Below are 12559 nucleotides of genomic sequence, written 5' to 3'. Positions count from 1 at the left end.
CGCCCCGCTCACTCCTCGTCCAGCGCCGGACGCAGTTCAGAGACGAACTTGTCGAAATCGTCGGCGTCCTGAAAATTCTTGTAGACGCTGGCGAACCGGACATAGGCGACGTTGTCGATCCGTGACAGCGCTTCCATCACGATCTCACCGATCATCTTGGAATTGATATCGGTTTCGCCCGTGCTTTCCAGCCGCCGCACGATCCCCGAAATCATCTGCTCGATCCGCTCTGGTTCCACCGGGCGTTTCTGCATCGCGATCCGGATCGAGCGGGCCATCTTGTCGCGGTCGAAATCCTCGCGCTTGCCGTTCGACTTCACGACGACCAGATCGCGCAGCTGAACGCGTTCGTAGGTGGTGAAGCGCCCGCTGCAGGCAGGGCAAAAGCGGCGGCGTCGGATCGCGACATTGTCTTCAGCCGGGCGGGAATCCTTCACCTGCGTGTCGGTGTTTCCGCAAAACGGACAGCGCATCTTGTTCCCCTCATCGCCCCTTCGCGCAGCACCATAGGGCGATGCCGAGAGGTTGGGTAGCTCTAACGGATGGCTACCACATGCGGTGGCATAGGGCTGTGGCTGAAAATCAACGGCTTTTGCGGGTCGACCGGTCGCCTAGAAATACTGCAGAGACCTGGCGTCGATGGGGCGCATCGCGATGCTCGACCAGATAGATCCCCTGCCAGCGGCCCAACTGCATGACGCCGTCCGCAATCGGGATCTGGATGCTTGTCGGCAGGACCGACGCTTTCAGGTGCGCGGGCATGTCGTCCGGACCCTCGCTGACATGGCGCAGCCACGACATCGATGGGTCATCCGCAGGCGGTGCGACCCGGTCCAGCCAGTCCAGCAGGTCAGCTTGCACGTCCGGATCGGCGTTCTCCTGGATCAGCAGGCTTGCCGACGTGTGCCGGATCATCAAAGTCAAAACGCCATCCGCCGCGTCGCTCCGCTTCAGCCAAGTCGCGACTTCACCGGTGATCTCGTGACACGCTGGACCCGTTGTCTCGACAATGAAGGTCGTTCTCACTCTGCCGCGTCCCGCCCGCGAGCGTCCTCCGGCGTGGGCAAGGCCTCGCCGCCGCCATCGTGATCCACGCCGATCTGCTTTTGCGCCCGCGCGCCCAGTTCGCGCAGCATCTCGACCTGCCGGATCACATTGCCCGACCCTCGCGTCAGCCGGTTCATCGCCTCGCCATGCGCACGGCCAGCCTGATCGAGTGCCTTGCCAACGCTTTCCATGCTGTCGACGAAGCCCGCGACCTTGTCGTAAAGCGCGCCGGCCCGGTTCGCGATGGCCATGGCGTTGCTTTCGCGCCGTTCGACTGCCCAGATATGCTCGACCGTGCGCAATGTCAGCATCAACGTGGTCGGCGTCGCCAGCCCCACCCGGCGGTCCAGCGCGAATGAGGCAAGGTCCGGATCGACCCGAAGCGCCTCCGAGAATGCACCCTCGATCGGGATGAACATCAGCACGTAATCGACCGAGGCGTCGTCCATCGCGTGATAGCCCTTGTCCGACAGCGCCATGACATGCGCCTTCACCGCCGCGACATGACGTTTCAGCGCCGCCGCGCGGTCGCCATCCTCGACGGCATTGACCGATTGCTCGTACGCATTCAGCGAGACCTTGCTGTCGATGACCAGAACCTTGGCGCGCGGCATGCGCACCACCACGTCCGGGCGCCATTGCTTGCCGTCCTCATCCCTGAAGCTGCTTTGCAGATCATAATGGGTCCCTTCGGCCAGCCCCGATTCCTCGAGGATGCGCGACAGGATCATTTCGCCCCAGGCCCCCTGCCGCTGTTTTTCACCTTTCAGCGCGCGGGTCAGCTCGACGGCCTCGCGGCTGATCTGCTCGGACCGCCGATGCAGACCCTCGATCTGTTCACGCAGTCGCGCACCTTCTTCGTCCAGAACCTTGTTCCGGCCCTGCAATTCCGTCTGGAAGCGATGGACCTGCTCGCGGAAGGGATGCAGCAGCGCGTTCAATTGCTCGCCTTGGACCCGATGCATGTCGGCGCCCTGCACGCGCAGCGTTTCCTGAGCCATCAACCGGAATTGGCCGGTCATCTCTTCGCGCAATTCGCGCAGGGTGGCGATTTCCTTGGCGGCCGCCTCGCGGTCCTTTTCCGCAGCCAGCCGCATCCGTCCCAGATCGCCCTCCAGCCGCCCGGCCTGCTGGCGCGCCTGATGAAGCGCATCGGTCAGCCCGTCGCGTTCTTCGGTCATCTCGACCAGGCGCGCCTCGCGTGCCTCAAGCCGCGCGTCCAACTGTCCTGCGCGGAGGGCATGATCGCGTGCCGCTTGCGCTTCTCGCTGCAAGTCTGGTTCCAGCGCCGCAATCCGCGCAGCGTGCCGTTCAAGTTCCTCGCTCTGACGCTCGTATTGATGACGCAGGGCCGTGTGTTCAGCCTCTGCCGTGGACAAAAGACTCGCATTGCGCCAGCGCAGCACAAGCAACAATACGACAATCGCCAAGACCAAAAGCAGGCCACGCTGAAGCAGCGTGACGTCACTCAGCCACAGCCCCATCTGCCCTTGCCAATCGTCCGACATTGTCGCCCCGTTCTACTACGTTCTCTGTTTGTGCCGATGTTTGAGGCCCCGCGCAACCCGCAGTGGTGTCCGGCGTTGGGCTGACGACACGCATAAGAAAGGAAGACCACATGCCTGCCACGATCGCCGTCCTCATCGGATCTTTGCGCAAAGGGTCACTAAACCGGAAGTTCGCCCAGGCCCTGGAGGGTATTGCAGCCGATCGCATGCGCTTTGACTATGTCGATCTATCCGATCTGCCACACTACGATCAGGATTTGTGGGACAATCCTCCTGCGTCGGTCACCGGCCTGAAACAGAAGGTCGAGGCGAGCGACGCTGTCCTGATCGTCACGCCGGAGTATAACCGCTTCTTCCCGGGCATCATCAAGGATGCGCTTGATTGGGGATCGAGACCCAAGGGCGAAGGTTGCTGGGCCGGAAAACCGTGCGCGATCACCGGCGTCACTCCGGGCGCGACAGGCACGGCGGTTGCGCAAGGACATACGCGGCTTGCCGCGCTGTCCGTGGATCTGGTCGTCCAGCACAGCCCCGAGCTGTACGTCCAGTGGAACGATGAGCGTTTCGGCGATGATGGCAGTGTGAAGAACGATCAGACGCGCAAATTCATGGGCGATTTCATCACCAAGTTTGCAGCCTGGATCGAAAAGCACGGGAACTGATGCCCGAAAAACAACGTCATGTGGTTGGCCAACGGCATTTTAACTAAATTTTGTGAATTTGTCGGTGGCTTTCTTGATCGTTCGGTCAGGGGCTGCTAGCAGCAAATCTGGATCCCTTCCCTTCGGGGACTTAGTTGAATTGGAGCGAGTATGAAAAAGGTTCTGTCGATCGGCGCAGCATTGGCTGCGCTCGTCACCGCGGGTGCGGCATCGGCCGCGACCGTCACCGTCGGCCCCGGCGGCTTCAACGATGGTTACGCAACCGCAGTCACCTATAACAACGACGCCGGCGCTGCTCAGCGTGGCACGGCCGATGGCCGCAGCAACGGTCTGAACGCACTTGGCGCCAACGACGGCAAGTTCTTCGAGATTGGCTACAACGACGAAGTCGTCTTCACGTTCGGCACCAGCTTCGTTTCGCCCGGCGCGACGACCGAAGTGACCTTCAACAACCGCCCCAGCTATGTCGAGCAGGCGCTGGTCTATGTCGGTATGCTCGGCAACCCGGCTTCCTGGGTTCTGGTCAATGAAGCTCCGATCAGCAACGCCAACGCGACATCGACCTTCACCTTCGCGGGTGGCCCCTTCGATGCGCTGAAATTCGTGCACACCGGTCCGAACACCGGCGGCAAGACCGGCGGCTTCGACATCGACAGCGTGCGCGTCACCCCGGCGCCGGTTCCGCTGCCCGCGGCTGGTATCATGCTGGTCGGCGCTCTGGGCGGTCTGTCGTTCCTGCGTCGCAAGCAGCGCGCCGCCTGATCGCATCGATCACCTTATTTGAAAGGCCGCCGTAGCATCCACGGCGGCCTTTTTTGTTGCTTATCGTCGATGTTCAGGCGGCGAACGATTTCAGGAACGCGCCGACGCTGCTTGCATAACCACGACGGTCGTAGGTCGATACGTCGGCATCCGTGAGCCATTGTGTCAGCGAGCCGTCGCTGCGGTCGGTCGAGCGCATGGTCCAGCTGCCGAAGATGCGCCGCGTCAGCGGGCCGTAGCTCAGATCCTCGATATCCTGGTGTCGCGGATCGCGCCTGATCTTGTTGACGATCTGGTCAAGCTGGTAGCGCGGTCCTTCCAGCCATTGGAAGAACAGCCCGTCTTCATGATGCAGACAGCCCGTCAGGCCGAAAACCTCATTGCGGTGCCCCGACCGGCGCACGATCGCGTCGATCTCTGCCCGACCAAGGTCATCCGCCGCCGTGCTGCGGTAGACGTAGTGATAGAGTTCCTGGTCAGAGGGTGTCAGACTGTCCAATGGGGCGGGTCGGTTCGCAATATCGCTCATGGTGCATGACCGGACGGGCGGGCAGCCCGAACCGGCTCAGTTCATCGCCATCAGAAACGCACCGATCGAGCCGGCATAGGCCCCACGATCGATGGTTGAGACTTCGTGGTTGGCAAACCATTCCAGCAGCGACGCTTCATCGCGATTGGTCGACCGCATGGTCCAGTCGCCGAACTGCCGTCCCCGAGAGGGACCATAGGCCAGATCGGTCATGTCCTCGTGCCGGGGGTCGCGTCGGATCATCGCGATGACCTCGTCCAGTTTCGATTTAGGTCCTTCAAGCCATTGGAAGAACAGGCCATCTTCGTAATGAAGACAGCCGGTCAACGCCATCTCGGCGTTGCGCTGACGCGCTTCGTCGACGATGGCGTCGATCTGGTCCTGCCCCAGCTCCGCGCTCGCGTTGCTGCGGTAGAGGAAGTGATAGATCGTGTCGTCCAGTCCGGCGTCACTGATCAAGGAAGGACCTCAACTTTCTGCTTCTTGACGGGTGCTTCAGTTTCCGCAGCGCCTTCGCCTCGATCTGACGAATCCGTTCGCGGGTTACGCTGAATTGCTGCCCGACCTCCTCCAGGGTGTGATCGGTGTTCATCCCGATCCCGAACCGCATTCGTAGGACACGTTCCTCCCGTGGAGTCAAACTTGCAAGTACTCGCGTCGTGGTTTCCTTCAAGTTTTCCTGAATGGCGCTGTCCAGCGGCAGAACGGCGTTCTTGTCCTCGATGAAATCGCCAAGCTGACTGTCCTCCTCGTCCCCGATCGGGGTCTCGAGGCTGATCGGCTCCTTCGCGATCTTCATCACCTTGCGGACCTTCTCCAGCGGCATCTGGAGTTTCTCGGCCAGCTCTTCCGGTGTCGGTTCGCGGCCGATCTCGTGCAGCATCTGGCGACCGGTCCGGACCAGCTTGTTGATCGTCTCGATCATGTGGACCGGAATTCGGATCGTCCGCGCCTGGTCCGCGATGGACCGCGTGATGGCCTGCCGGATCCACCATGTCGCGTAGGTCGAGAACTTGTAGCCGCGACGATACTCGAACTTGTCCACGGCCTTCATCAGGCCGATGTTGCCTTCTTGAATTAGATCAAGGAACTGCAGACCACGGTTGGTGTATTTCTTGGCGATCGAGATGACCAGACGCAGGTTCGCCTCAACCATCTCCTTCTTGGCCTGCCGCGCTTCCTTCTCGCCGCGCTGGACCTGGTTCACGATCCGGCGGAATTCGTCGATATCGACGCCGACATGCTGGCCGACCATGGCCATGTCGGCACGCAGCGCCTCGACCTGATCGCGCGACCGGTCGAACAGCGCCTGCCAGCCCCGCCCGGCATTGTCCGACATCCGGTCCACCCAGGTCGGGTCAAGCTCCGCCCCACGGTAGGCGTCGATGAACTCGCGGCGATTGATGCGGGCAGCATCGGCCAGCTTCACCATTCCCGAGTCGATCGTCACGATGCGGCGGTTGATGCCGTAAAGCTGGTCGACCAGCGCCTCGATGCGGTTGTTGTGCAGATGCAGCTCGTTCACCAGCGCCACGATCTCGCTGCGCAGCTTCTGGTAGGCCAGCTCGTCCTTCGCGTTGAACGTGCCGTCTTCGTTCAGTGTGGCCGACATGCGTTGATCCTGCATGTGGGCAAGCTGTTCATAGTCGCGGGCGATGACCTCCAGCGTCTCCAGCACCTGCGGTTTCAGCGTCGCTTCCATCGCTGCCAGCGACAGGTTCGCACCGTCGTCTTCATCCTCGTCGTCGTCGCGCTGGATCGGATTGCCGTCGGCATCGACCTCGGTCTCGCTGTCCGAGGATTTCTGCTCGGTCGCCGTCTCGGTCAGATCCTCCTCGTCGCCGTCTTCCTCAAGCGAATTGCCGAAGGTCGTTTCCAGATCGATCACGTCGCGCAGCAGAATGTCTTCGTCGAGAAGCTCCTGCCGCCACATCGTGATCGCCTTGAAGGTCAGCGGGCTTTCGCAAAGCCCGGCGATCATCGTGTTCCGCCCCGCCTCGATCCGCTTGGCAATGGCAATCTCGCCCTCGCGGCTCAGCAGTTCGACGCTGCCCATCTCGCGCAGGTACATGCGAACCGGGTCATCGGTCCGGTCCAGCTTCTCGGTCTCGGACTGCGCGACGGCGACCTCACGGCCGGTCGTCTGCGTGGTCGTCACCGCGCCCGCTTCCTGTTCCTCGGCCTCGTCCTCGATGACGTTGATGCCCATTTCCGACAGCATCGACATGACGTCCTCGATCTGCTCGCTCGACACCTGGTCGGGCGGCAACACCGTGTTCAGCTGGTCATAGGTGATGTAGCCCCGCTCGCGGGCTTCGGCGATCATCTTCTTGACCGCCGCCTGACTCATGTCGAGCGAGTGGGCGTTGTCGTCCTTGTCGGCGGATTTGCGATCGTCGTCGTCGTCCTTGGCTGCCATGACGGCTCCTTGTTGGCGCATCGGCTTCGTGCGGCTGATTCGCGCGAGGCGTCGCGAATCGACGGAACAATGGCCAGATATAGGGCCATGGCGCGGCGAATCAAAGAGCACGGTCCGTGATTCGAGGGTGATGATTCGTAGTCGCCTGAGCGACGCCTCAGCCTGCCTCTGCGAAGAAATCGGCTGATGCCTGGCTCAGCAGTTCGTCGGCAAGGTCTCGGCCCATCGCTGCGCCATCGGAGACAGGGCCGCGCCGTTCCCCGGCTATCGCCTCGCTGCCGTCGGGCCGGATGATCTGACCGCGCAGCCAAAGCATGTCCCCGCTAAGTTCGGCAAGTCCGGCGATGGGTGTCTCGCAAGACCCGTCCAGCCGCGACAGGTAGGCCCGTTCCGCAGCCAGCTGCAGCCCGGTCTGTGTGTCGTGGATCGCGGCCAGCATGCCTGCCACCCGCTCGTCATCCTTGCGCCGCTCGACCCCGATTGCGCCCTGGGCGACTGCGGGCAGCATGACGTCGACCGAAACGGGGTTCATCGCGATCTCGTCCATGCCCAGACGGTTCAGGCCCGCCATCGCGAGGAACGTCGCCTGTGCCACGCCGTCGCGCAGCTTCAGCAGGCGCGTCTGCACATTGCCGCGAAATTCGACCAGATGAATGTCGGGCCGCCTGTGCGCCACCTGGGCGCGACGCCGCAGGCTGGACGATCCGACGACGGCACCCTGGGGCAGTTCATCGATGGCGCCGCAGGTCAGGCTGACGAAGGCGTCGCGCACATCTTCGCGCGGCAGGTAGCAGTCGATCACCAGATCGTCGGGCTGCAGGACCGGCATGTCCTTCATCGAATGGACCGCAATATCGATCACCTGATCCAGCAGCGCATCCTCGATCTCGCGGGTGAACAGACCCTTGCCACCGATCTCGCGCAGCGCGCGATCCTGAACGCGGTCCCCGGTGGTCTTGATCGGCACGATACGAAAGGCGTCTTCGGGCAGTCCATGCGCCGCCATCAGGCGGTCACGGGTTTCATGGGCCTGCGCCAGCGCGAGGACCGAGCCGCGGGTGCCGATCCGCAGCGGCTGTTCGGGATTGGGGATCGTATTCATGCGCCTGCCTTAACTTCGCGACCGCTGCTTGACAACGCCCGCCCGGTCGCGTCGAACGACGCCCGAGGAGTTCATGCCATGACCAAGACCATCCTGCGCGCGCTGAAAGGCGAGACGCTGCCCACACCCCCGATCTGGATGATGCGGCAGGCCGGCCGATACCTTCCGGAGTACAAGGCGACGCGGGCGCAGGCGGGCGATTTCCTGTCGCTCTGCTACAATCCCGATCTCGCGGCCGAAGTGACGTTGCAGCCGATCCGCCGCTTCGGGTTCGACGCCGCCATCCTTTTTGCGGACATCCTGCTGGTGCCGCAGGCGCTTGGCGCGGATCTGTGGTTCGTGACCGGCGAAGGACCTCGGCTTTCCACCATCACCGATGCTGCGGGCGTCGCGGCGCTGAAACCGGCCAGCGACGTTCACGAGACGCTGTCCCCGATTTACGAGACGATACGTATCCTGTCGCGCGAACTGCCGGCCGAAACGACGCTGATCGGGTTTGCCGGGGCGCCGTGGACCGTCGCCACCTACATGATCGCTGGGCGCGGTACGCCGGATCAGGGCCCGGCCCATGCCTTCATGGAAGCCGACCGCACCGCATTTACGGCTCTGATCGACTGCATCACCGAAGCGACGGTGGAATACCTCTCGGCCCAGATCGATGCGGGAGCCGAGGTCGTCAAGCTGTTCGACAGCTGGGCAGGCAGCCTGAAGGGCCGCGACTTCGACGATTTCGCCCTTGCCCCCGCCGCCCGCATCATCGCCGCGCTGAAGGACCGTCACCCGGACATCCCGGTCATCGCCTTCCCGCGCCAGGCGGGCGAGCGCTATGTCGGCTTCGCCAAAGCCACCGGCGCCGATTGCGTGGCGCTGGACAACGGCGTGTCCGCCGAATGGGCCGCGACCCATGTGCAACTCGACGGCTGCGTGCAGGGCAATCTCGATCCGCGTCACATGGTGGCGGGCGGACCCGATCTGGTCGCGGACGTGCGCCGCATCCGCAAGGCATTCTCGGGCGGGCCGCACATCTTCAATCTGGGCCACGGCATCACGCCGGACGCCGATCCCGACAACGTCGCGCTGATGATCGAGACGCTGCGGAACGGCTGACCCGTGCTCTGGATCGTCACCACGCTGATTGCCGCGACCGCGCAGACCGGGCGGAACGCGGCGCAGGCGGGGTTGACCGCGCGCATCGGCACGGCCGGCGCGACCGCCGTTCGCTTCATCTTCGGCCTGCCCTTCGCCCTTGCCGTGCTTGTCGCAGCCTCATGGCTGGCACCCATCCCGATACCCGGCGCCACGTCGCTCGGTTGGGCTGCGATGGGCGGATTGTCCCAGATCTTCGCGACCGGATTCCTGCTGATGGCCATGGCCGGACGCGGGTTCGGCATCGCGACCGCCCTGTCGAAGACCGAACCGGTGACGCTCGCCCTGATCGGCACGCTCGCGCTGTCCGAACCACTGGGCTGGGCGCGGCTCGGCGCGATCGTCACCGCGGTGGCGGGCGTCCTGCTCGTCTCCGGCACGGACTGGAGCCGGGCGGGCCTGCGCAGCGTCGCCCACGGCCTTGCTGCAGGCGCCTTGTTCGGGCTGTCCGCGATCGGGTTTCGCGGCGCGATCCTCGCCCTGCCCGACGGCAGCCAGTTCATCCGTGCGCTGACGATCCTGGCGATGGGCCTCGCCATCCAGACCTGCGTCGCATTGGCCTGGCTCGCCTGGAGAGACCGCCCTGCCCTGTCGGGCATCGCCCGCGACTGGCGGCAATCGCTCGCGGCCGGGGCGCTCGGGGCCTTCGCGTCGCTATTCTGGTTCTGGGGTTTTGCGCTGACTTCGGCAGCCAACGTCCGGACGCTCGCGCTGATCGAGGTGCCCTTCGCACAACTGGTCTCTGGCCGGATATTCCGACAGCGCGCCGCGCCGCGACAGCTCGTCGGCATGGCGCTGATCACGCTGGGCGTCGGCTGGCTGCTCGCCGTCGCGATCTAGTGGAAGACCACCGGCAGCATGCTCAGGACCAGCAGCGCCGCCATCGTCCAGTTGAAGATCCGCAGCCGACGCTCATCCGCCAGATAGCCGCGCAGACCCTGCCCCATCGCCGCCCAAAGAAAGATCACCGGCAGCCCGACCACGATGAAGGTCAGCGCCACGACCGCCGATCCGCCGACGCCCGCGGCATAAGCCGACAGCGCGCCAAGCGCCATCGCCCAGGCCTTTGGGTTCACCCATTGAAACGCCGCTGCCTGCAGGAAGGTCATCGGCTTCGCCCCCGCCGCCTTCGCCTCGGGCCTGCCTGACCGTGCGATCTTTGCCGCCAACCAGATCATGTAGCCGAGGCTCAGCCATTTCAGCAGTTCTTCGAGCAGCGGCCAACGCGCAAACAGCGTGGTGACGCCCAAGCCAACCGCGACCACCATCGCGCCAAGCCCCAGCGAGATGCCCAACAGGTGCGGCACCGTCCTCGTGACGCCGAAATTCACACCCGACGCCAGAAGCATCATGTTGTTCGGCCCCGGCGTAGCGGTCGAAACGAAGGCAAAGCCGACAAGGGCGAAAAGCAGGTTCTGATCCATGCACAATGAATAACTCGCCCCGCTCGCAATTTTCTTGCATTTTGCGCGCCCTACCTTCTATCTCCGCAATCCATGAGCGTTGCGGATCAGATCAGCGAACAGATATTGCGCGTGCTGTCCAGCGACGGCCGGATATCGAACGTCGATCTGGCGGCGCGGGTCGGGCTGTCACCCTCAGCCTGCCTTCGCCGCGTCCAGGATCTGGAAAGACGCGGCGTGATTGCCGGCTATCGCGCGGTGATCAGCCCCGGTGCGCGCGGGATCGGCTTCGTCGCCTATGTCACGATCGGCCTGTCACGTCACACCAATGAGGCGCAGCGCGCGTTCGAGCGTGCCTGCGAGGCTGCGCCGCAGGTGACGGAATGTCACAACATCACCGGAACGATCGAATATCTGCTGCGCGTCGAATGTCGCGATCTGGCGGCCTACAAGCAGTTGCACACAGACGTCCTGGGCGCGTTTCCCCACATCGCGACGATCACCACCCACGTGGTCATGGGCAGTTCCAAGGACCGTCGCGCCTGATCAGCCCCGTCGCGCCGCGTCGATCGTGGCGACGTCGATCTTGCCCATCGTCATCATCGCTTCGAAGGCGCGCCTCGCCTCGTCACCGCCCGCGGCCAGGGCCTCGGTCAGCGTGCGTGGCGTGATCTGCCAGTTCAGGCCCCACTTGTCCTTGCACCAGCCGCATTCGCTTTCTCGCCCGCCGTTCCCGACGATGGCGTCCCACAGTCGGTCTGTCTCGGCCTGGTCATCGGTCGCGATCTGGAACGAAAAGGCTTCGCTTTGCGGAAAGTTCGGGCCGGCATTCAACCCCATGCAGGGGATGCCGCAAACCGTGAACCTGACGACAAGAACGTCGCCCTGCTTTCCGCCGGGAAAGTCCGAAGGCGCTCGGTCGACGCCGGTCACGCTGCTGTCAGGAAATGTGTCGGCGTAAAAATTCGCAGCCTCTTCCGCGTCCTTGTCGAACCAGAGGCAGATCGTGTTCTTGGGAATGCTCATCACGTCTCTCCCTTCGCCGAACGCGTCACGCGGCGGCGCGATGGTCATGTTAGCGCGACGAACCCCGCTCCGTCACGGCCATTTCGCCAGCGGCGGAAGGCTCATCAGCACGGCGTCGGCATTATGCCCTGTCTCGAGCCCGAACTTCGTCCCGCGATCGTAGACGAGATTGTATTCCGCATAGAGACCGCGATGGACAAGCTGCGCTTCGCGATCCGCCTCGTCCCAGGTCTGGGACATCCGCGCTTCTGCCAAGGGCAGGAAGGCCGGCAAAAAGGCCTCTCCAACCGAGCGGGTAAAGGCGAAATCGGCCTCCCAATCGCCGCTGTTCAGATCGTCATAGAAGATACCGCCGACGCCGCGCGCCCGGCCCCGATGCGGAATGAAGAAATACTCGTCAGCCCAAGCCTTGAAACGGTCGTAGTAGTCGGTGCCGTGGGGCGCGCAGGCGGCAGCCAGCGTGTCGTGGAAATGCGCGGTATCCTCGGCGTATTCGATGCAGGGGTTCAGATCGGTGCCGCCGCCGAACCACCATGCCCCCGGCGTCCAGAACATGCGCGTGTTCATGTGGACCGCAGGCGCGTGCGGGTTCTGCATATGCGCGACAAGGCTGATGCCGCTGGCCCAGAAGCGCGGGTCGTCTTCCATTCCCGGGACGCCGCGGGCTGCCATCGCGGCCTGCGCGCGGGGGGCGAGCGTGCCGTGAACCTCGGACCAGTTCACGCCGACCTTCTCAAAGACGCGGCCACCGCGCATCACCGACATCAACCCGCCGCCGCCGTTTTCCGCGCGCTCTGTGGGCGTGACGGTGAAACGCCCGGCCTCGGCTGCGCCCGCCGCGCGATCCTCCAGCTCCTCGAACGCCGCCACGATCCGGTCACGCAAAAGGTGAAACCAGTCTGCCGCCTGCCTGCGCTGATCGTCCATGACCGTTCCTTCAATCTTGATTTGCCTG

Annotated in this window: 15 protein-coding genes; 5 read left to right on the top strand and 10 right to left on the bottom strand. The window is 63.7% G+C overall.

Annotation, left to right across the window (positions count from 1 at the left end):
* Nucleotides 1-8: 8 nt before the first annotated feature.
* From nrdR to MLD63_RS05905, 3 genes are all read right to left on the bottom strand, one after another.
* Complete coding sequence (gene nrdR, locus MLD63_RS05915; protein ID WP_255328962.1) at nucleotides 9-473, bottom strand: transcriptional regulator NrdR; 465 nt, start codon at nucleotides 471-473, stop codon at nucleotides 9-11.
* 109 nt (nucleotides 474-582) lie between these two features.
* Nucleotides 583-1026, bottom strand: coding sequence for a secondary thiamine-phosphate synthase enzyme YjbQ (locus MLD63_RS05910; RefSeq protein WP_255328961.1), 444 nt, complete (start codon nucleotides 1024-1026; stop codon nucleotides 583-585).
* Complete coding sequence (locus MLD63_RS05905; RefSeq protein ID WP_255328960.1) at nucleotides 1023-2555, bottom strand: DNA recombination protein RmuC; 1533 nt, start codon at nucleotides 2553-2555, stop codon at nucleotides 1023-1025. Before MLD63_RS05905 ends, MLD63_RS05910 begins: the two co-directional genes overlap by 4 nt.
* 110 nt (nucleotides 2556-2665) lie before the next feature.
* Between MLD63_RS05905 and MLD63_RS05900 the strand changes: the two genes are divergently transcribed.
* Nucleotides 2666-3217 (top strand): NADPH-dependent FMN reductase, encoded by a 552-nt coding sequence (locus tag MLD63_RS05900; protein ID WP_255328959.1) that lies wholly within the window; start codon nucleotides 2666-2668, stop codon nucleotides 3215-3217.
* Nucleotides 3218-3367: 150 nt separating this feature from the next.
* Nucleotides 3368-3979, top strand: coding sequence for a VPLPA-CTERM sorting domain-containing protein (locus MLD63_RS05895; protein WP_255328958.1), 612 nt, complete (start codon nucleotides 3368-3370; stop codon nucleotides 3977-3979).
* A gap of 73 nt (nucleotides 3980-4052) precedes the next feature.
* On the opposite strand, the gene MLD63_RS05890 is transcribed toward MLD63_RS05895, so the two are convergent.
* The 4 genes from MLD63_RS05890 to hemC all read right to left on the bottom strand — a co-directional run bounded on the left by MLD63_RS05890 (nucleotide 4053) and on the right by hemC (nucleotide 8029).
* Nucleotides 4053-4508, bottom strand: coding sequence for a BLUF domain-containing protein (locus MLD63_RS05890; RefSeq protein WP_255328957.1), 456 nt, complete (start codon nucleotides 4506-4508; stop codon nucleotides 4053-4055).
* 36 nt (nucleotides 4509-4544) lie between these two features.
* The gene (locus MLD63_RS05885) at nucleotides 4545-4967 is read right to left on the bottom strand and encodes a BLUF domain-containing protein (protein WP_255328956.1); all 423 of its coding nucleotides are present in this window, start codon (nucleotides 4965-4967) and stop codon (nucleotides 4545-4547) included.
* On the bottom strand, nucleotides 4957-6927 hold the full coding sequence (rpoD, locus tag MLD63_RS05880; protein ID WP_255328955.1) for an RNA polymerase sigma factor RpoD: 1971 nt from the start codon (nucleotides 6925-6927) through the stop codon (nucleotides 4957-4959). Before rpoD ends, MLD63_RS05885 begins: the two co-directional genes overlap by 11 nt.
* A gap of 157 nt (nucleotides 6928-7084) precedes the next feature.
* A complete protein-coding gene (gene hemC / locus MLD63_RS05875) occupies nucleotides 7085-8029 on the bottom strand; it encodes a hydroxymethylbilane synthase (RefSeq protein ID WP_255328954.1) in 945 nt (314 codons plus the stop codon).
* A 78-nt stretch (nucleotides 8030-8107) separates the two neighbouring features.
* On the opposite strand from hemC, the gene hemE reads away from it, so the two are divergent.
* On the top strand, nucleotides 8108-9136 hold the full coding sequence (hemE, locus tag MLD63_RS05870) for a uroporphyrinogen decarboxylase (RefSeq protein ID WP_255328953.1): 1029 nt from the start codon (nucleotides 8108-8110) through the stop codon (nucleotides 9134-9136).
* A gap of 3 nt (nucleotides 9137-9139) precedes the next feature.
* Entirely contained in the window at nucleotides 9140-10015 is an 876-nt protein-coding gene (locus MLD63_RS05865; RefSeq protein ID WP_255328952.1) for an EamA family transporter, read from the top strand.
* Here the strand turns inward: MLD63_RS05865 and MLD63_RS05860 are convergent.
* Nucleotides 10012-10599 (bottom strand): LysE family translocator, encoded by a 588-nt coding sequence (locus MLD63_RS05860; protein ID WP_255328951.1) that lies wholly within the window; start codon nucleotides 10597-10599, stop codon nucleotides 10012-10014. The two genes, MLD63_RS05865 and MLD63_RS05860, sit on opposite strands and share 4 nt — an antisense overlap.
* Nucleotides 10600-10671: 72 nt before the next feature.
* Between MLD63_RS05860 and MLD63_RS05855 the strand changes: the two genes are divergently transcribed.
* Nucleotides 10672-11124, top strand: a complete 453-nt coding sequence (locus tag MLD63_RS05855; protein ID WP_255328950.1) for an Lrp/AsnC family transcriptional regulator — start codon at nucleotides 10672-10674, stop codon at nucleotides 11122-11124.
* Here the strand turns inward: MLD63_RS05855 and MLD63_RS05850 are convergent, their stop codons facing one another.
* Together MLD63_RS05850 and hemF are read right to left on the bottom strand one after the other, a co-directional pair.
* Entirely contained in the window at nucleotides 11125-11604 is a 480-nt protein-coding gene (locus MLD63_RS05850; RefSeq protein WP_255328949.1) for a VOC family protein, read from the bottom strand. It lies immediately after the preceding gene.
* Nucleotides 11605-11676: 72 nt separating this feature from the next.
* Entirely contained in the window at nucleotides 11677-12531 is an 855-nt protein-coding gene (hemF, locus tag MLD63_RS05845) for an oxygen-dependent coproporphyrinogen oxidase (protein ID WP_255328948.1), read from the bottom strand.
* Between the last annotated feature and the right edge of the window lie 28 nt (nucleotides 12532-12559).

Source organism: Paracoccus albicereus, from assembly GCF_024359525.1.
GTDB lineage: Bacteria > Pseudomonadota > Alphaproteobacteria > Rhodobacterales > Rhodobacteraceae > Paracoccus > Paracoccus albicereus.
Note: the sequence above shows the minus strand (reverse complement) of the source record. Positions and strands in the feature narration are given on the sequence as shown.